The following is a 19,583-nucleotide window of genomic DNA, read 5'->3' as shown; positions in this document are numbered from 1 at the left end:
AATGGAAAGACTAAAAGAATACATAGAGCAGGTAAAGAAGAAAGAAAACCCGGAATCCTATCTTATAGCGATACTGCATAAAGCCCAGGAACTGTTCGGCTACCTTGACAGGTCGGTAATGGACGAAGTGGCCGATTCCATGAACATTCCCACCGCCCATATCTGGGGGGTGGCGACCTTTTACCATTACTTTAACCTTAAGCCAAAAGGCAAACATGTTATCTCCGTCTGTCTGGGCACCGCCTGTTATGTCAAAGGCGCAGATGATGTTCTAAACGCGATCAAGGAAGAGCTCAAAATAGGGGTGGGCGGCACCACCGAGGACAACCTCTTTTCGCTTGCCGAGGCAAGGTGTCTGGGGGCCTGCGGGATCGCCCCTGTCGTCATGATAGACGATAAGATCTACGGTGAACTGACGCCAAAAAAGATAAAAGAGATAATCAGGAGCTACCGCAAAAAATAGGCGCGGCCTTTGGGCCGTATGATATAATCCCGAAAGGAGACTAATAATGGCAGGGAAAATATTGATAGTTGATGATGATATGGATTTTGTCGAGGCTATGGCTTCGATACTTGAATCAAAAGGCTATAGCGTTGTCTCGGCCTCCAACGGAACGGAAGGCCTTGCAAAAGCCAAAGAAGAAAAGCCGGACCTCATGCTGCTTGATGTCATGATGTCAAGTAAGACCGAAGGCTTTGATCTTGCAAAGAACCTCAAGAATGAGGCCTCTACAAGGGACCTGCCGGTCATCATGATAACCGGTATCAGAAAGGACATGAACCTTCCTTTTGGTTTTGAGCCGGACCCGGACTATCTGCCGGTAGCAGCGCTTCTGGAAAAACCTATAAAGCCCGATGAACTCCTGAAAGCGGTCGAGGCGAACATAAAAAAGTAGTCAAAACTTACGCATCCGTGTCAAACAATAGGTTCTCTTATTGAGCTTGGTGAAATCCTGCCGGTGTTTTATCGATAAACTGATGTCCGCTCATTCAGCAAAAGGAGACCTCTATGAGTTTTATAAAGATATCGGTGAACCCTTCTTTACGCATTGTTACGGCCGGGCAGGCTGATAGGTATACCGCCGATCCGCCGGCAGGAGCTCTAAGGTTCCTGAGGCAGTTTTCGGATGTCAGCAGGCAGATGCCGATGGCCTTCCATGCCGAGAACGGGAGACTGATGCTTGAACATCAGGTCGGCGGGATCTCGGCTTTTCCAAAACTGGCCGGTTGTCTTGAAAGGTCAGGGGTGGTTAAGGTCGCTGCTTATAATGTCTCGGAAAGAGAGCTGACTTATTCCGTATATGCCGCTGTCTGCAGAAGCCCCTGGGAACTTCCTTTTCTTCTCGGGGGGCGGGGCGCCGAGGTAGAAATAATAGGACCGGCGGCATCGGAAATTAGAGAGAACCTTTTTAACGAGAATAATTTCGGGCTTTTATTTGATACTCCGAGATTTGCGAACGGCTGGTCGGACACCAAACTAAAGAGCTCGATAACCAGAATGTCAGGTTTTTTGGGATTGGGAGCCGGGGCGGGCCTGGCAGGCATTTTTGGCCAGGACCCCTATATTGTGGGAGGAGGAGCATTGGCCGGGCTGATGCTGTCGGCAAAATTCGCTCCTGCCTATGCTTTTAGGGGATTATCCGCTTTACGGGAAAGGCTTTCTGACTCAAAAGGGGAAAGAGCCGCAGATACTCTGTCAAGCCTGCTGTCTTATTCTGGCGGGGGGCAGACTCCCTGGGACGCGGCGCATGAGCTTTCTGCCATTTTGCAGAGGAATCCAGAAATAGTGAGGCATTACGCAGGGACTCTTGGAAGCGTAGAACGGGATAACCTCTATTCTGGAGTTTATGCCATGGCCGTCAGAGAACCTATTCAGAAAGAGTACGCGGACCTTACCGCTTTTATGGCTGCAGAGAGGTTTATCAGGCCTGCCTGGCAGGAAGATACCCCTGTCTATATACCGGCCAGAGCCGCTTATCTTGAGTTAGAAGGCCTAGAAAGGCGAAATTTGAGGCTTTTGGATCTCTCCGATTACCTTAATGTTTTTGGAAGGATCGCTGAGCTGCCTTTGCAAAGCCGGGAGGAAATAATAAGGGCTGTGGCAGAACGGGGAGAAAGAGGCCGCGAATTTGCCGACGGGCTTAGGACGGCAAGTGTCGCGCATTTTTGCATGCCTGATATTGACCTTTCCGAATAGTGTTATAATTTAGCTCCAATGATCGACCGCGGCATCGCCACTTTTACTCTTGATACGGGAAAATGCCCCAAATGGCTCTTTGACAGGATGGTTCTCCTTGGAAGAGAGATGATGGAGGTCATCATAGAGGAGCACGGCAGCGGGGAGTTCATAAAAAGGATAGGGGATCCCGTCTGGTTCCAGTCGCTTGGCACGGTACTTGCGTTTGATTGGAACGCTTCCGGGCTGACCACGATACTCACTGCCGCACTGAAGGAAGCGATCAGAGGTATGGAAGGACGGCTCGGGCTTTTTATCTGCGGCGGCAAAGGTAAAACCTCCAGAAAGACCCCGGAAGAGATACGGAGCTGGGCGGAGCGCCTGAGCCTTCCTGACAAAAGAGGTGAGAACCTGGTCTACAACTCAAAGATGGCGGCCAAGGTGGACAGCTCTCTTATCCAGGACGGCTTTCAGATATATCACCACGCTTTTTTCTTTTCCTGCGGCGGGGCCTGGGCGGTGGTACAGCAGGGTATGAACACGCAGAATGCCACCGCGCGCAGGTACCACTGGTATTCCGAAAAGATAACAGACCTGGTATGCGAGCCGCACTCCGGCATCGCCAGCCAGGTCAAAGTTCCTGCCCTTGACCTGACAGCAAAAAACAGCACAAAGAACAGGGCCCTTAGCACGGAGCTTGTGCGCGGAGGGTTCAATACTTTGATGAAAGACATCGAACTGCTTCGCAGGCATTACAGCGAATACTCTAAGATGGTCTCCTTTAAACACAGGGGAGAAAAAACAACACTGCTTAAACTGCCGGACAGGGAATTTGAGCATCACCCGGTAGAGAATGAGGATTTTTCAAAGAGCAAATATCTGGAAAAGATCCTGTTCAAACTGTGCGACGAAAAGCCCGCCAGCTATGAAGAACTGCTATCAAAAGAAGGAGTCGGGCCAAAGACCATCAGAGCGCTCTCTCTGGTGTCGGAGGTGATCTACGGAGCCAATGCTTCTTACGAGGACCCCGCCAGATATTCTTTTGCTCACGGCGGCAAGGACGCTACCCCTTATCCCGTTGACCGCCCCACATATGACAGTACGATAGAATTCTTCTCTAAAGTCGTTAAAAAAACAAAACTTTCCCGCTGCGACAGGGCAAGGATGCTGGACAATCTGCGCTCATAGGTTTTGCGGTATAATGAAAAAAATGGCCGCGCATAATAATCGCAAAAATGTTTTTCTTTCGGGGGACGAAGCCATTGCCCGCGGAGCATATGAAGCAGGGCTCAAATTTGCGGCTTCCTACCCGGGTACACCTGCCACAGAGATACTGGAACACCTTGCGGGATTTGACGAAGTTGACAGCCAATGGAGCGTTAACGAGAAGATCGCTTACGAAGTAGCCCTTGCGGCTTCTATTGCAGGCGCGAGGTCGCTTTTTGCTGCCAAGCATGTCGGGATAAATGTGGCGATGGATCCCCTCATGATATCCGCATATACCGGAATAAATGCTGGTTTTGTCGTTGTTTCGGCGGATGATCCGGGGCTTCATTCCTCCCAAAGCGAACAGGATAACAGGTATATAGCCAGATTTGCCGGGCTTCCCATGCTTGAGCCTTCTTCCCCCTATGAAGCCTATATGATGACAAAAGAAGCGTTTGAGATGAGCGAAGAGTACGATCTGCCGGTAATGATAAGGATAACGACCAGGATAGCCCACACCAAAGAGAACTTTGATGTTTCAACCAGAAAAGACGTTCCCAATAAGAAGTTTAAAGTTGATGCCTCTAAATATGTGATGGTCCCTAAGAATGCCACTGTTAGGCATAAAGAACTTCATGAAAAACTGGCAAGGCTTGAAAAGTTCAGCGATTCTTTTGAGTTCAACAGGGCCGAGATGAATTCCAAACGGGCCGGAATAATAACAACCGGGGTGTCATATCTTTATTGCAAAGAGATGTATCCCGACTTTTCTTATCTTAAGATAGGTCTTTCTAACCCTCTTCCTAAAAAAATGATCAGGAAGTTCTCGGAAACGGTTGATGTCATTTATGTTGTTGAAGAGCTTGAGCCCTTTATGCAGGACCAGATCGCGGCCATGGGCATCAGGCCCATTTCAAAGTATAAGTCATTCTGCCTGGGGGAGTTAAAGCCGGAATACATCCCTTTGATAATAGAAGGAAAAGAAAAGCCATACAGAGAGCAGAAAGAAAAACGCCCCGTCCTGTGTCCAGGATGTCCTCATATAAATGTGTTTACTATCCTGAAAAAATTAAAAGTGACGGTCACCGGAGATATCGGGTGTTATACTCTGGCGTATTCCGCTCCTTTTGAAGCGCTCCATACCCAGCTTGACATGGGCAGCGGGGCGACTTTTCTTGAGGGTTTTTCAAAAATACTAGGTGAAAAAATAGTTGGGGTGATAGGTGATTCGACTTTTGTCCACTCCGGTGTTCCGGGGCTGATAGACATGGCATATAACAAAACGAACGCAGTCCTTATCATTCTTGATAACGGGACCACTGCTATGACCGGCAATCAGCCGCATCCGGCGGTCGGCATCACTTTAAAAGGAAAGATTACAAAAAAACTGATACTGGAAGACCTTTGCAAGGCCTGCGGAGCCGATAATGTTGATGTGGTTGCCTGCCAGGATACGGAGAAGCTGGAAGAACTTATCAAACAAAGATTGAACGAAAAGAAATTGTCGGTCATCATAGCAAGACAGCCGTGCGTTCTTCTGGAAAAAAGAAAATGAAAAAGCAAGAGACCGTTAATATTCTGTTCTGCGGAATAGGAGGGCAGGGGGTCCTGTCAGCGGCAGAGATATGCGCAAAAGCGGCCATCAACGATGGTTTTCACGCAAAAAAATCGGAGGTCCACGGAATGTCTCAAAGGGGCGGCTCTGTTGAATCGCATGTCCGCTACGGCAAAGAGGTTTTTTCTCCGCTGATCCCGTATGCCGGAGCCGATTACCTTGTGGCTTTTCAAAAGAACGAGGGGGAGAACAGGCTGGGATACCTGGCGCAGCAGGGAAGGGATCTCATCCCGTTAATAGACAGAGCGGCCTTAGCAGTTACCAATAAAAAACTGATGAACACCTTTATCCTGGGTGCCTTGTCAGTTCACCTGGGAATAAGCCGCAACAGCTGGGAAAAAGCAGTAAAAGAGGTGTTTTCTGAAAAGCATTTAAAGGAAAACCTCATTGCTTTTGATGAGGGAAGGAGAGCGGTTCAATGATATGGGAAGAACGGGTCGAATGCGCGGAAGCCGGTGCCTTAAAGGACCTGCAGTCCCGCAACCTGAAAGAGACGGTCAGGTATGTTAACGAGAACAGTCCTTTTTACAGAAAAAGGTTCGATGAGTTAGGGGTAAAGCCGGGTTCCATAAACGATATATCCGATATAACAAGACTTCCATTTACCACAAAAGAAGATCTTAGGGACAATTATCCCTTCGGGCTGTTTTCTGTCCCTTTAAGAAGCCTGGCGGAGATACATGTGTCTTCGGGCACCACAGGAAATCCGACCGTGGTGGGATACACAAAAGATGATCTAAAGCTTTGGTCCAAAGTGGTCGCAAGGGCTCTTTGCTGCGCGGGAGCCAACCCGGGCGATCTGATACAGGTGGCTTACGGCTACGGCCTTTTTACCGGAGGGCTTGGACTCCACTACGGCGCGCTGGAGATGGGTCTTGTGGTCATACCGGCTTCGTCAGGACAGACTAAAAGACAGCTAAAACTGATGGAGGACTTTAAGCCAAGGATCCTTGCGAGCACGCCAAGCTATGCCCTGTATATGGCAGAGGAAGCTGCAGAAATGGGGATGGATACAGGAAAAAGCTCATGGGAAATAGGGGTCTTTGGCGCAGAGCCCTGGAGCGAATCGATAAGAAAGGACCTTGAAGCCTCCTGGAAAATGACGGCCCTTGATATATACGGCCTGTCCGAGATAATCGGTCCCGGAGTAGCGCAGGAATGCTCTTATAAGGCAGGGCTTCATGTGTTCTCAGACTTGTTCTATCCCGAGGTGATAGACTCCGCAACGGGCAGGGAGGCCAAAGAAGGCGACAGCGGAGAGCTTGTGATAACGACGCTGACCAAAAAAGGCATTCCCCTGATCAGGTACAGGACAAGGGACATAGTGAGCATTGACCACAAGAAGTGCAGGTGCGGAAGGACGCTGCCGCGCATCAGCAAGATCAAGGGCAGGACAGATGACATGATAATAGTGCGGGGGATCAATATCTTTCCTTCACAGATAGAGCATGTGCTTTTGAGCATAGAAGGAGTAAAACCGCAGTACCAGATAGTGGTCGACAGGGGGCAGGGAAAGCTTGACGAAATAGAGATACATGTGGAGGTTGACCAGAAGATATTTTCTGACGAGATAAAAAAGATGAACATACTCGAGGAAAAGATACGGAAAGAGATGGCATCGGTGCTGGGGATCTTTGCCAGGGTAAAACTGGTGGAGCCGAGGTCCCTTGCAAGAAGCGAGGGTAAAGCCAGCAGAGTGATCGATAAAAGGAAAACATAGGAGGGCATTAGCCATGCTGATCTGCCAGATCTCGGTTTTTTTGGAGAACAGGAAAGGGCGCCTTTATGAGGTTAGCAGCGTTCTGGGCAAGGCCTGTGTCAATATAAAGGCGTTGACCATTGCGGAAAGCAGCGACTTTGGCATACTGCGGATGGTTACGGACAGGCCCGATGCCGCTGCAAATGCCCTCAAAGAGGCCGGGTTTACCGCAGAAACTACCGAGATAGTGGCTGTTGAGGTCGAAGATGAGCCGGGAGGTCTGGCAAAGGTCCTGAAAGTTATTGACGACAACGATTTGAACCTCGAGTATATGTACGGCTTTGTCGAAAAACATACGGACAAAGCGCTCATGGTGTTCCGCTTTGAAGACCCGCAGCAAGCGGTGAAGATCCTTATTAAGAACAGAATAAACACGGTCAAAGCAAAGGACATATCGGCGCTATAATGAAAACACGAATCTATTATCACGACACCGACTGCGGCGGGGTGGTCTATTACGGCAATTATCTTAAATATCTTGAAGAGGCAAGAACTGAATATCTTGAGAGCAAAGGCCTTGATGTAAAAGCCCTGGCAGACAGCGGGATATGGTTTGCGGTCGCAAGGCAGGAAATAGACTATGAGGCTCCCGCAAAGTACGGGGACATCCTTGAGACAGAGACGGTCATTTCGGAAATAAAAAAGATCAAGATCGTGTTTGATTGCGTTATTAAGAACCAGGACGGAAAAACAGTTGCAAAAGCAAAGACAATTATGGCCTGCGTTGACCCGGCATTAAAACTGCTAAAGATCCCTGACGAAGTAAAAAGAGCTCTGACATAGAAAGGCAACAATGCTCAGCAAACACGAAATAGAAGAACTGATAAAGGGAGAGAATCTCATAGAAGGCTATTTTTCGCTTGATAAACAGCTGACGCAGAACGGCTTTGACCTGACAGTTGAAAAGATATTCGAATTTACCGGTCGTGGAGCCGTTGATTTTTCCAACAGGGAAAGGGCGCTTCCGGAATGCCGGGAGATGATGCCAGAAAAAGGGGCTCCGGAGGATCCCTTTGGCTGGTGGCATCTTAAAAAAGGCGCCTACAAGGTCAGGACCAACGAGACCGTCAATATCCCCAACGACCTTATGGGGTTTGCTTTTACCAGGACAACGCTGCTGAGAGCGGGGGCCTTTACCCAGAACGGGATCTGGGACGCGGGATTTTGCGGCAAGAGCGAATTCCTTTTGGTGGTAGAAAATCCCCAGGGGCTTGATCTTAAACAGAACGCCAGAGTGCTGCAGCTGGCCTTTTCGCGCATCAGCGAAGTTGCGCAGGGCTACAGCGGCATTTACAAAGACCTAAAGTGAAAAAACGACCCGACCTTAAAAGGTCGGCTCCGGTTTTTCCGGACAGGAGCCGACGCGACTCGACCGAGCTCGTCGAGGTCTTTAGCGTCGGGATCTTATGAAAAAGGTCCTGCTCCATATCTGCTGCGGGGTGTGCGCCTCCTGGCCGGTAGAAAAACTCCGCTCAGACGGTTATGAGGTCGCAGGCTTCTTTTATGATCCCAACATCCAGCCTGAAGAAGAATACATAAGAAGACTCACTGTGGCCCAAAAAGTGTCGCAGCTGCTGAACTTTGATCTTATAGAAGGCAAATATGATCCCGATGCATGGTTTTTAAAAGTCAAGGGCCTTGAGACCGAGGCGGAAGGCGGTTTGCGGTGTACGGTCTGCTTCCAAATGCGGCTCGAAGAGACGGCAAGAATGGCTAGGAAGCTCAATATCCCTTTCTTTACCTCTACATTGACCGTAAGTCCGCATAAGAACGCTAAGACAGTAGAGCAGGAGGGCGGGAGAGCGGGAGGGGATACCTTCCTTAAATACGATTTTAAGAAACAGGACGGGTTCAAGAAGACGCACGATTTTGCTAAGCAAAACGGACTATACTGCCAGAACTATTGCGGATGCAGGTACAGTATTAGATAATTAACCGGGCACGCGCTTGTAGCTCAGTTGGATAGAGCAACTGCCTTCGAAGCAGTAGGCCGGGCGTTCGAGTCGCCCCAAGCGCACATTCGACTGCGCTCTTTTTGGTTGCTATAATCTATTCATGCGCCCGTGGCTCAACTGGATAGAGCGACAGCCTCCGGAGCTGTAGGTTGTGGGTTCAAATCCCGCCGGGCGCAGATATATCAGGAAAGGAGAAAACACGATGAATGCTTCAGAGGGTATCTTAAAACAGACAAAAGTCTCGAGCCAGGTCCAGGCGCTCCTTTTGGGGCTTGCCGCAATACTTTTTATCCTGTTCGGGATGCCTCAGATGATAACAGGCGTTATCGTGAACATGATACTCATAATCTGCACCGAAAAATGCGGGGTGGAAAGGGCTATTATGCTGGGGCTCATCACTCCTATAGTAGCATCCTTCTCTGCGGTGCTGCCTATTGCTCTCCTTGTTATGGTCCCCTTTATTGTGATCAGTAATGCCATATATGTAAGTGTGTACAACGCTTTGATGCAAAAGGGCAGGTTCATTGCAGTTTGTGGCGGCGCTTTCCTTAAGGCTGTTTTCCTGTATATGATGGTATCCATAACGATGGCAAGGCCGGTCACTCTGCTGGTGGGCGGCAGGCTGCAGGCTGTGGACATCCCTCAGGCCGTTGCCGTCATGATGACCTGGCCGCAGCTGCTTACCGCTCTGGCAGGAGGATTTTTGGCGATCGGCATCCTTTCGCTTGCGGACAAGAGAAGAAGATGACCATTTGCCCCGTTGTGTCATGTTATAATTTTATTTGAAAGCTTTCTTATTTGCGCCATTAGCACTTCGACTCCCCCTCGACAGGGCTCGGGGTCGCTCAGTGCTAGGCAGTGAAGGTTTATTAGTTTTGCGCCATTAGCTCAGTTGGTAGAGCAGCTGCCTCTTAAGCAGCGGGCCGTTGGTTCGAATCCAACATGGCGCAGTTGATTATTGTTGCGAACTAATGTTCCGCAAGGTTTTTCTTCAGCAGTTTTTAACTTCCCTTTTTCATTTTTAAAAGCACTATCAAGGCGGCTTGGGGCTGGGTGGCGGCAGACCCAAGCCGCCGAATGATGGTCTTCCGTGCTCAATTCTTTTTTCTTAGAGCCATTTTCGAATGCGGGCGAGTCATTTGCGCTGTACAACAGGGATACTTCTATTGCCTCTTTTGAATAAATTAATGCCTTGATGTGCCTTTTTATGACAGCCCTCTTTTCAACATTTCCTTGCAGTTTTGAGGCTTTAACGATCTTTCCTATGATCTCGCGCACTCTTTCGGAGGTATAAAAAGAGCCGTCCCCGTTTGGTTCGACCCCAATTTGCCTACCCTTGGCCTGATTATTGAGCATAAAAATCAAACTATCCAGGTACTGCTGATTTTTTGCTATTTTATCGAGATTATCAACGATATATGAGTCTAATCTGTCGGAGCTTACCTGTTTGATGCCGCAGAACGATCCGTCTCTTTTTACTATTGATGTGCAGCGATAATAAAAATACCTTACCCGCTTGCCGTTGCTGAATTTGTTCGTAAAAACTGATGTCATAACCGAGCCGCATTCTTTACACCTGACCAATCCCGGAAATAGCGTATAGTTAAAGACTTTGCTTTTTTTATTAAGTGGCTTAAATAATAATTGAGCTTCTTGAAAGAGCTCTTCTGAAATAAGCGGCTCATGCAAACCTTTATAAAAATTCCCGTTATGCCTGACCTTTCCCACATAAACTGTGGACCTTAAGATGTAAGAAATGCAGGTTTTCAATATGGGCAGTCCATTCCTGCCAAACATCTTTTTCTTTTTTAACAGCTCATATACTTCAGCCAAGACCCCTGTTGAAACAAAGGTTTCAAATATGGTCCTAATAATATCCGCTTCCCTTGGTTCAATTACCAGCCTTTTGTTTTCTCTCTTATAGCCGAAAGGCGTTACTCCGGCGCACCAAAAGCCCTTTTTAGCGCGTTCAAACATTTTGTCTTTTATTCTTTCGCTGATGAGCTCACGCTCAAATTGGGCAAAAGTGAGCATTATATTCCTCAAAAGCCTTCCGGATGGGGTAGAGGTGTCAAATCTTTCCGTGACTGATATAAAACTGACGTTGTATTGCTCAAAGATCTCAATAAGCTGATAAAAATCTTTAGGAGATCTTGTTAAGCGGTCGATCTTATACGCGATAACAAGATTGATCTTCCCATTCTGTATGTCGCCTATCATCTCCTGCAGGGCAGGCCGGTCTGTATTGGCTCCTGTATATCCTTGGTCGGAATAGACCTTATGGACCTCAAGATCATTCTGGCTTGATATGAACGACCTGATCTTGATCTCCTGTGTCTCGCACGAATTAAACTCGACCTCGGCCTGTCCATCGGTAGAAACCCTCGTATAGATAGCGGCTTTCATACGCTTGTTCTCCTTTCTTTATATGCCCCCAAGGGTAGAGCATTTAACGCAATACCCTTGGGATACAAAACTGGCTAGAAAATATAAACGTATGTTGGATAAATTCCTCCGCCTACGTCACCTTTCATGCCTTTACTTAGGAAGTATTTTTCAACATTCCTTGCTATCGTTTCTGAATCAGCTTTCCAATGCATCCAGTGGGCTGTGTTTTTTCCATCAGATTCATGTTGATCTCTTCGTTGTTTTGGATCAGCTGTTATCCCTATAGTCCAAATGGAATACTGTACTGTCTTGGAAGTAGTTACTCGCTGCTCGATAGCCGCAATTATTTCCGACTGTGTAGCCACGTCAATCACCCCTTTCGTAATTATCTATCGCCCTTATTTGTTGCGTTGATATTCAACTGCAACATCGACCTTATAAAAAATGCCCTAATAGGGCGATGCTCGAATCCTATCTTATTAGGGCTAATTGACCGATTGCATCCTCCTTTGACTTATAGATTTTCTTGTTATCAATGTATATCATATTCAGCTGTTGAAGCCTCACGGTAAGGGCAGAAATTGTCACATTAAAGATTTTACGTAGCTTATATAGATCGCTCCAGCTCAAAATATCAAGAGTTGCGCAAACTTTTTTTATCAGATGTTTTGGCATCAAAAGGGTACTTGCATATCTGTCAATAATTCTTTTTGTAATTGCATCATCTTTTTTGCCTTCAATAGATTTTATTACTTTGTAGAAATCAGGTCCTTTCCAAAGATTTGCAATTAGCACTCTGACTTTTTCGGCATCTTTATCAGATGAACTCCTCAAAACAAAGCTGCTTTTTGTCAAAAAGTTGAACATCTGGTGGCCAATCAAATCTTTTTCCTCGAGCAAGTCCCAATGCCCCAACTCATGGCCCTTTGTAAAAGGCTCTAATCCTTCATATTTATTAAAAAGAGGCATTCTCGAATCATTCAGAACAATCTGCTTCTCGTTCGGACGAAGACCACCGAGGATCACCTCCCCATCTTCTTCGTGAATATTTTCCCAGAGAATACGCAGGCTGAATAATCTTTCAATTATTTTGTCGATGGGAATCGGAGGCGAAACTATCTGACCGAATTTACTTTCATATTCGCAAAGTCTTTGCTCGGTCAAAGTTTCGATTTTATCGTATGAGATATATTTCATCGTTTTTCGTGTTTAATCCTATCGAATAATTTATCGATTTCGTCGTCAGTTATCCTTTTTGACTGAATCGCACGAAGAAGTTCGATCGTTCGCGGGTTCTTATGCAAGATATCATTCAAATCTTTAGGAAATTTCTTTGCAAGAGTCAATAATTCATCAGAATTCACCTTCAAGACCTCAGCCATCTTCATTATTGTTGCTTCTGAAGGAGGATCCATTTTTCCGTTCTCGATTTTGCTTAAGTATGTAAAATCGATCCCAATCTTCTTGGCAAATTCTCTTTGCGTAAGATCTTCTTTATTCCTAAGTTCTCTGATCCTATTGCCAAACATGGCTTTATTGTACAAAAGTTGCAGGTAAAAGTCAACACAGTTAAATTCCTGAAGCATAATTAAAGATGTGGCAATAGGCGGAAAGATCAAATGGGATATAAGCACCTGAGCCGCAAAGAAAGACGATGACAGGAACGCCCCGGGAAACAGCCTGACGAACTGTGTAAAGAGAGCCGCGCGAGGACCCGTGAAGAAAGGCAACAATGACAGAGGATGCGGAAACCAAACGCCTATTGCGGCCAAGAAGAGCAGAAACGGCAACAGAGCGGGGAGAACCGGCAGAAGCAGAGCCCCAGACCACGCGACCCCCGGCCGCAATGAACCGAACCACATCAGCGCGGACCTGGGAGGGGAAACCCGCAATAGAAGACCAGGCTGAATGAATAACGCCGCGAGATGAAGCGCCGCAACCAAGGAGAGCAGACAAAGCAAACTGATCAGCGCCCACGGCGCCGCCCGAAGCCACATCAAACCCGCGAGACAGAAGCAAAGACACAACCTGATCAACGAGCGGAGCAAAACGAACCGGAAGAGAACGGGACCCCACAACCCCTGCCAAACGGTGAATAGACATATACGACACCTCCTTGAGAATCAAGGATCATTTCCCCGCCGCTGTCACCCGTAGGGGCGGAAGGAGGATGAGCGAGCCGGAGCTATGTGTCTCATTGCCGCGCAGGCGAGTCGAAGCTGACTGGAGCAGTTGGGACCGATCAGATCGGTCCCAACTTGACAGCGAAAAGCGGGGAAATGATAAACTGGGAAAACAGGGAGAGGACAATATATTTCAGCTCAAAAAGGCACATCTTTTAATTTATTCTAAAGAGGCAATAGAAGTAGCACTGTTGGACAGCGCCAATTACGAGCCCGCCTTCTTAAATGGCGATAAGAAAAAAGAATTGTGCTAGGAAGAGCATCTTTCTGCGGCTTGGGGCTGCCGCCACCCAGCCCCAAGCCGCCTTGATAGTGCTTTTAAAAATGAAAAAGGGAAGTTAAAAACTGCTGAAGAAAAACCTTGCGGAACATTAGTTCGCAACAATAATCAACTGCGCCTCAACAATAATTCTAAAACTATCGGTCTGATCTCTCTGATTATACCTAATGCCAAGTACGGCCCATATTAAAGAAATATTGGGCGGTTTCGTTATATGGCGGGCGCTTCCTTATGACCGCCCACTCTAATGTGCGCCCGCCAAGCAATAAATACCGATATCGAGATTTTTCTAAATTAATGAAATTGAATATTTGGTATCTTGCAGATGGGCTTGCAATAATTCATAATGATATCAATAATGGTAAGAGCCGCATTCAAGTAGAGCAATCAAATAAAGACATTGACACTTATCAAAAAGTATTATATAAATATGTGCAAATACGTGGTGAGTTCCGAGGGGGAAACCTCCACATGAAAATAAGTAAAACCTCGCAGAAAATGCGTAGGTTTTTTGTTTTTTAATAGGAAATATGATGAAAAATAAGAAATTAACATATATAAGTTTATTCAGCGGGGCTGGCATCGGATGTTATGGGTTTAAGATTGAGGGATTCAACTGCATAGCAACCGTAGAGATAATAGAGAAACGCTTAAACATCCAGAGAAGAAATCATAAATGCAATATTGATTCAGGATATATCTGTGGTGACCTTACCAATCATATTACAAAATCCAAGGTTTATGATGAATACAATTTATATAAGAATAAATACGATTTAAAAGAGCTCGATGTTATTCTTGCAACACCTCCTTGTCAAGGCATGTCTGTAGCTAATCATAAAAAGAAAAATGAGAAATGCAGGAATTCTCTAGTTATCGAGTCGATAAAAATAACCAAAGAACTAAACCCAAGATTTTTTGTGTTTGAGAATGTTCGATCATTTTTGACAACGGAATGCATTGATCTTGACGGAAAATCAAAAAAAATCAGAGATGCGATTGAGAATAACCTTGGCGGGAGATATCATATATTGTTTAAGATCGTAAATTTTAAAGATTATGGTAGCCCCTCAAGCAGAACAAGGACTATTGTTATAGGCTCAAGAAAAGATATCTTTGATATTTCTCCCTATGACATATTCCCAAAACAACAAAAAGAAAGTACTCTGCGAAAGGCAATAGGTCATTTGCCGGAGTTAAAAGCAATGGGAGATATATCTCCAAATGATATCTTTCACGGGTTTCGTTCCTATAATCAAAACATGTTGAATTGGATTAAAGATATTAAGGAGGGAGAGTCTGCTTTTAATAATACAAACAAGAATAATATCCCACACAAAAAAATAGGCGGAGTTATTGTGTGTAATGCCAATAAAAATGGAGATAAATATAGCAGGTGCTATTGGGACAAGCCTGCCCCATGTGTCCATACAAGAAATGATATTCTGGCAAGCCAAAATACAATTCATCCAAAGGACAATAGGGTCTTCAGCATTAGAGAATTAATGATAATGATGTCTATTCCTGACAGTTTTAGGTGGCTTGATGCTGACGAAAAACTCTTGAATAAACTATCAATTAATGAGAAAAGGGAAATATTAAGAAAAGAAGAGATGAACATTCGCCAATCAATCGGTGAAGCAGTTCCAACAATTATTTTTCATCAAATTGCAAAAAACATTAAGAAAACTACTTTGTTTCCGCCAATCAACGACAAAAACATAAGCAAAATAATTAGCGAGTATGATCTCCATAATATTAATAAGCTAAAAATGTTTGTGAAGAATAATCCTGAGCGGTTGGGCTTTGTTGCTTTATCGAAGATTGTAGAATTGTCAAATTCAAAAAGATTGGAAAATGCAGCTTATTATACAAGACAAGACATATGTTTTACGATGATAAATGACTTGCCTGCTGCTGAAAAGTACCAGAAGATAAGAATTCTTGAACCATCCGTTGGTGCGGGCAACTTTTTGCCAATATTGATTGAAAAATATAAGAGTATCCCTGAAGTTGTTATTGATGTGATTGATGTGGAAAAAGAGGCTCTGGATGTGCTTAGATATTTACTTAAGGCGCTAAATGTTCCTTCAAATATACGTATAAACTTTATCCACGCGGACTATCTCAAACACTCCTTTGATAATTCATACGATGTCATAATAGGGAATCCTCCGTTCAAAAAGATATCAAACAATAAAGAGTTGCTAGCGGAATATAAGAGCAGTGCCAAGAATAGAAAATCGAATAATTTGTTTTCTTTTTTCATGGAAAAATCTTTAGATATAGGTAATGTGGTCGCTTTAATTGTTCCAAAAAGCCTTATAAATTCACCTGAGTATGATGTTACACGGAATATAATAGCCTCTAAATCAATAGCCAAAATTACTGATTATGGTGAAGAGGCATTTAAAGGGGTAAAGATCGAAACCGTAAGCATGATTATCAATAGGGTAAGACAAAAAAAAGATAATGGAAAAACCAAGATTGAATCATATGTGAATGAATCCGTGAACTATCAAAATCAGCAGTATATAACATCAGATAGATATCCGTATTGGGTGATATACAGAAATGAATACTTTGACAGTGTGTCAAACAAAATGCATCTGGGGATTTTTAAGGCATTTCGTGACAGGCAAATTACAAAGAAGATTACTTCAAATAAAGGCAAAATTAGAGTATTGAAGTCAAGGAATATAGGCAGCAATAAAGTATTAAGCATCAATAACTATGATACTTATATAGATGATGCTTCATTTTTGAAAGTGCATGAATACATAAACCGAAAAGATGCAATTCTCGTCCCGAATTTAACATATTACCCTAGGGCTTGTTTTATGCCAAAAAATTCAATATCTGACGGGTCCGTTGCTATACTAACCCCCAAAAATGGAAGCCGTCCTGTAACATTAAAGGATTTGGAATATTATAATTCAGAAGAATTTGAACAATATTATTCGATAGCTAGAAATTATGGGACACGCTCGCTAAATATTGACAGTAATTCTGTCCACTTTTTTGGAATAATGAAAGAAGTGTGATATGGACATCAGATCATATCTAAATATTAATGACCTTGATATAAGAAAGACACATGATGCTCGTTTTATGGATCAGAAAGTCACTCCTGACGTCCTCTCGATTATTGCGGATTGCGCGATAAATGTTGTGGGGTCGGATATAAATAAGGAATTTACTGTTCAGGATATTTGGGACTCACAATATTTTAATGAGAACGTTAAGGCTGTCTTTAACAAGCCATCGGTAAAAAACCCAGCTGCAAAACATGAGTACGACAAATTTATTCAACAGCCATTGAAAGCGTTGTCCTATGCAGGTGTTCTTTCTTGCAAGAGGAGGGGGCAAAAGAATTACTTTAAAATTGTTAGTCCAGAGATTCTACAATATATAGCATTTAAAGATAGAAACGCATATGTGTTTTTGTGCGATTATATAGAAAAGGTGTTAAGAGACAGCGGGCTAATGGCGTATTTTGAAAATTATAAAACAATTTGTGATGTTGGTGATGATTATGCGGCCGAATATATAAGAATTAAAAACAGGTTTGAAAGATTTATCAAAGGAAACACCTCCATTAAGAAAGACTTTGAACCAAAAAGAATATTCCCTAAAATATTCAATATTTATGCAGTTGAAAATGGTTTGCCTGGAAGTGAAGCAGGTAAAGCGTCAAAACATCCTTTTCATTATAGCGATTTAATGTATAACCGGATCAACTGGCGGGATGTAAAGAAAGCAAAGGGAATTTCAAGACAGGAATCAAAGAAGATATCAAGACAGGAGTCGGAAGATATCTTAGTATCTCAAAACACAGGTTATGATCATTATCTAACACAAAAAGCAGTTAATATTATTAAAGCGAAATATTTGGATAGCGAAATACATGATACTTGGGGAAATGGCCAGGCGACTCAGGTCCATCACATATTTCCAAAAAATAAATTTCCGGAATTGGCCCATTATACAGAGAATTTAATAAAGCTAACGCCAAGCCAACATTCAAATAAAGCGCACAAGAATGGAAATTACCAATATGTTGATAAGGATTACCAATTGATATGTCTTTTGGCAAAAGCAGAAACCATAGAGGAATCTTTAAGAGCCGGTGAATTTATATATTCAAAGGAGTCATTTGTGCATGTGATTAATAAGGGACTATCTTTAAGCCTGAAATATGATATGTCTTTCAAAGAAATTAAGGATGTTATAAGAAAAATCTTCAGATAACTGATATCGATTTTAGGTATTTATTAAGGTCTGATTTCTCCCCGCCATCATCAAAAGCAATAGGGCTTTGCGGAGGGTGTGGGAGGAGCAAAGCCCGAACATTATTTCTTGCGACCAAGCCGCCCAATATTTCGCTTCTTGCAGCCATGTATGGCATTAGGTATAATCAGAGAGATCAGACCGATAGTTTTAGAATTATTGTTGAGGCGCACATTTCGACTCCCCTTCGACTCCTCACTACTTTCGTTGCTCAGGATCGCTCAGGGTCCCTCAGCATTGCAGTCCAAAGCCTTGTGTTATATACTCTCAACACGGGTCCATGTCAAAAATTCAGGAGGGGAGGGGAAGTATATGATGGATAGGCTCAGCAAAATGACGCAGAATATGGATATCTGGGACATAGCCCTTACCAAACTGGCTGTTTTCTTTTTTACTATTGTGATCGTCAAGCTTTTTGTGCAGCTGCTGGATATCAGCTATCTGATGCTGGTATTGCTTACGGCAGCAGCGGCAGCGCGGCCTCTGTGGAGATTCTTTGCAAAAAAATAAGGCCCTTGAGCTCCGGCGCCGGATATACGGGGCCGGGCCGGGATGATCAATAAACACTTATAAAATTATAAGGGTCCCAGTCTTCCTCTATAGGGTCCTGGACGAGGTGGAATCTTGTTACAAAAAGTCCTCCCTTTACCCACTCTGCTATCCTATCAGTGTCAAACTCGATTCTTCCGTTGCAGAGCGACAAATGGAAAAAGGAGATCCCGGACATCGAAGGCAGCCTCCGGTTTTCTGCCATGGCCTTTTCTATCCCGCTCAGAAGCACGGCGGCATCCGCCCAAGAGACTTTTTTTGACCTCATAAGCGGGAATACAGCGCCTCTTCCTTCGTCATATCTATTGGGGATCCTGTCCATCCCGGGGTTTTCCGCGTTTGAATAGTGATAGCTGTAAGTGTAATGCTGCGCTATATCCTCATGGGCTAAAGCTCCGCACCCCATTGATTCGATAAGAGCATGAGCTTTGACATCCGCGTCATATTCGTGCAGGGCCGCCAGAATGCGGTTTCCCGCATCCATATTAAAGGACAGCTTTAAAGCGTTGTGTGCGACCTCGTGAGCACATCTAAAAATCGGTAAAAGTGCAGAACCCCTGAGCCCGGAAATACCGAGCAGGAATTCCGGATTAAACTCCTCTTCTTCATGGTCATAATAGCTTGGCGTGTGCAATACGGCTTTGTCCATTATTTTTGCGGCAAGGCGGCAGGCGTCCGTTTCGCCAAGCAGCGGCTTTTTGGGATAGACCGGGCCTCTGACATCGGAGAACGACAGCGTCAGCGCCGTAAGAAAACCTTTTAGGGCTGTCTCGCTTCCTGCGAGTATGCCTTCCTGGAGCCGGGGCCACTCTGTGCCTGGCTGAAGCAAACCGCTCATAAACTTTCGGGACGAAAGCGCGATCTCCCGGGGTATGATCCTGTTGCCTGAGGCGCAGGTCCTGCCAAAGTCGTAGAATGCAATTTCTCTTCCGGGCACATATTTTGCTGGCGATACCATTTAATGATCCTTCTGATATATCGTCAATTTTTGTGGAAAAATTCAATTTCCATGGGTTATAATCAAACTACGCCGCGGTGGTGGAACCCGCCTACGCCCCGAGTAAATCGAGGGGCTTCGGCGGGCAAGCTGGCAGACTGGCCGGAGTGGCGGAATTGGCATACGCGCATGACTTAGGATCATGTGCCCGAAAGGGCTTGGAGGTTCAAATCCTCTCTCCGGCA

General features: G+C 44.9%; 19 protein-coding genes and 4 tRNA genes. 19 read left to right on the top strand and 4 right to left on the bottom strand.

What is annotated here, in order from left to right; all coding sequences use genetic code 11:
* Position 1: 1 nt before the first annotated feature.
* The 15 genes from nuoE to WC490_00840 all read left to right on the top strand — a co-directional run bounded on the left by nuoE (position 2) and on the right by WC490_00840 (position 9,661).
* The gene (gene nuoE, locus WC490_00910; GenBank protein ID MFA5097173.1) at positions 2–463 is read left to right on the top strand and encodes an NADH-quinone oxidoreductase subunit NuoE; all 462 of its coding nucleotides are present in this window, start codon (positions 2–4) and stop codon (positions 461–463) included.
* 46 nt (positions 464–509) lie between these two features.
* Positions 510–896 carry a response regulator gene (locus tag WC490_00905; GenBank protein ID MFA5097172.1) on the top strand — a complete coding sequence of 129 codons (387 nt, stop codon included), beginning with the start codon at positions 510–512 and terminating at the stop codon, positions 894–896.
* Between the two features lie 113 nt (positions 897–1,009).
* Positions 1,010–2,197 carry a hypothetical protein gene (locus WC490_00900; GenBank protein MFA5097171.1) on the top strand — a complete coding sequence of 396 codons (1,188 nt, stop codon included), beginning with the start codon at positions 1,010–1,012 and terminating at the stop codon, positions 2,195–2,197.
* Positions 2,198–2,215: 18 nt separating this feature from the next.
* Complete coding sequence (locus WC490_00895) at positions 2,216–3,364, top strand: DUF763 domain-containing protein (GenBank protein ID MFA5097170.1); 1,149 nt, start codon at positions 2,216–2,218, stop codon at positions 3,362–3,364.
* A gap of 13 nt (positions 3,365–3,377) precedes the next feature.
* Positions 3,378–4,937: a thiamine pyrophosphate-dependent enzyme gene (locus WC490_00890; GenBank protein MFA5097169.1), complete on the top strand. Its 1,560-nt coding sequence runs from the start codon at positions 3,378–3,380 to the stop codon at positions 4,935–4,937.
* Entirely contained in the window at positions 4,934–5,419 is a 486-nt protein-coding gene (locus WC490_00885; GenBank protein ID MFA5097168.1) for an indolepyruvate oxidoreductase subunit beta, read from the top strand. The genes WC490_00890 and WC490_00885 overlap by 4 nt, the downstream gene beginning before the upstream one ends.
* The gene (locus tag WC490_00880; GenBank protein ID MFA5097167.1) at positions 5,416–6,717 is read left to right on the top strand and encodes a phenylacetate--CoA ligase; all 1,302 of its coding nucleotides are present in this window, start codon (positions 5,416–5,418) and stop codon (positions 6,715–6,717) included. Before WC490_00885 ends, WC490_00880 begins: the two co-directional genes overlap by 4 nt.
* Before the next feature lie 13 nt (positions 6,718–6,730).
* The gene (locus tag WC490_00875; protein MFA5097166.1) at positions 6,731–7,162 is read left to right on the top strand and encodes an ACT domain-containing protein; all 432 of its coding nucleotides are present in this window, start codon (positions 6,731–6,733) and stop codon (positions 7,160–7,162) included.
* Positions 7,162–7,539, top strand: a complete 378-nt coding sequence (locus tag WC490_00870) for a thioesterase family protein (GenBank protein MFA5097165.1) — start codon at positions 7,162–7,164, stop codon at positions 7,537–7,539. Before WC490_00875 ends, WC490_00870 begins: the two co-directional genes overlap by 1 nt.
* Before the next feature lie 10 nt (positions 7,540–7,549).
* On the top strand, positions 7,550–8,065 hold the full coding sequence (locus WC490_00865; GenBank protein MFA5097164.1) for a deoxyuridine 5'-triphosphate nucleotidohydrolase: 516 nt from the start codon (positions 7,550–7,552) through the stop codon (positions 8,063–8,065).
* Between the two features lie 97 nt (positions 8,066–8,162).
* Entirely contained in the window at positions 8,163–8,687 is a 525-nt protein-coding gene (locus tag WC490_00860) for an epoxyqueuosine reductase QueH (protein ID MFA5097163.1), read from the top strand.
* Between the two features lie 12 nt (positions 8,688–8,699).
* A tRNA-Arg gene (locus tag WC490_00855) sits at positions 8,700–8,773 on the top strand.
* Positions 8,774–8,813: 40 nt separating this feature from the next.
* Positions 8,814–8,887 (top strand) — tRNA-Arg (locus tag WC490_00850).
* Positions 8,888–8,913: 26 nt separating this feature from the next.
* The gene (locus WC490_00845; GenBank protein MFA5097162.1) at positions 8,914–9,459 is read left to right on the top strand and encodes a hypothetical protein; all 546 of its coding nucleotides are present in this window, start codon (positions 8,914–8,916) and stop codon (positions 9,457–9,459) included.
* Between the two features lie 129 nt (positions 9,460–9,588).
* Positions 9,589–9,661, top strand: a tRNA-Lys gene (locus WC490_00840).
* A gap of 1,909 nt (positions 9,662–11,570) precedes the next feature.
* On the opposite strand, the gene WC490_00835 is transcribed toward WC490_00840, so the two are convergent.
* From WC490_00835 to WC490_00825, 3 genes are read right to left on the bottom strand one after another with little or no spacing between them, the layout of a single operon-like run.
* Positions 11,571–12,296 carry a hypothetical protein gene (locus tag WC490_00835; GenBank protein ID MFA5097161.1) on the bottom strand — a complete coding sequence of 242 codons (726 nt, stop codon included), beginning with the start codon at positions 12,294–12,296 and terminating at the stop codon, positions 11,571–11,573.
* The gene (locus tag WC490_00830; GenBank protein MFA5097160.1) at positions 12,293–12,628 is read right to left on the bottom strand and encodes a helix-turn-helix transcriptional regulator; all 336 of its coding nucleotides are present in this window, start codon (positions 12,626–12,628) and stop codon (positions 12,293–12,295) included. Before WC490_00830 ends, WC490_00835 begins: the two co-directional genes overlap by 4 nt.
* A gap of 40 nt (positions 12,629–12,668) precedes the next feature.
* Positions 12,669–13,202: a DNA-processing protein DprA gene (locus WC490_00825; GenBank protein MFA5097159.1), complete on the bottom strand. Its 534-nt coding sequence runs from the start codon at positions 13,200–13,202 to the stop codon at positions 12,669–12,671.
* Between the two features lie 893 nt (positions 13,203–14,095).
* Between WC490_00825 and dcm the strand changes: the two genes are divergently transcribed.
* The 3 genes from dcm (at position 14,096) to WC490_00810 (ending at position 18,362) form a co-directional block, all read left to right on the top strand.
* A complete protein-coding gene (dcm, locus tag WC490_00820) occupies positions 14,096–16,606 on the top strand; it encodes a DNA (cytosine-5-)-methyltransferase (GenBank protein ID MFA5097158.1) in 2,511 nt (836 codons plus the stop codon).
* Between the two features lies 1 nt (position 16,607).
* Positions 16,608–17,813 carry a hypothetical protein gene (locus WC490_00815; GenBank protein MFA5097157.1) on the top strand — a complete coding sequence of 402 codons (1,206 nt, stop codon included), beginning with the start codon at positions 16,608–16,610 and terminating at the stop codon, positions 17,811–17,813.
* A 351-nt stretch (positions 17,814–18,164) separates the two neighbouring features.
* The gene (locus tag WC490_00810) at positions 18,165–18,362 is read left to right on the top strand and encodes a hypothetical protein (protein MFA5097156.1); all 198 of its coding nucleotides are present in this window, start codon (positions 18,165–18,167) and stop codon (positions 18,360–18,362) included.
* A 46-nt stretch (positions 18,363–18,408) separates the two neighbouring features.
* Here WC490_00810 and WC490_00805 read toward each other — a convergent pair whose 3' ends face one another.
* Positions 18,409–19,359 (bottom strand): hypothetical protein, encoded by a 951-nt coding sequence (locus tag WC490_00805; GenBank protein ID MFA5097155.1) that lies wholly within the window; start codon positions 19,357–19,359, stop codon positions 18,409–18,411.
* A gap of 140 nt (positions 19,360–19,499) precedes the next feature.
* On the opposite strand from WC490_00805, the gene WC490_00800 reads away from it, so the two are divergent.
* Positions 19,500–19,583, top strand: a tRNA-Leu gene (locus tag WC490_00800).

The sequence above is a fragment of the Candidatus Margulisiibacteriota bacterium genome (assembly GCA_041650635.1).
Taxonomy (GTDB): Bacteria; Margulisbacteria; WOR-1; order JAKLHX01; family JBAZKV01; genus JBAZKV01.
Note: the sequence above shows the minus strand (reverse complement) of the source record. Positions and strands in the feature narration are given on the sequence as shown.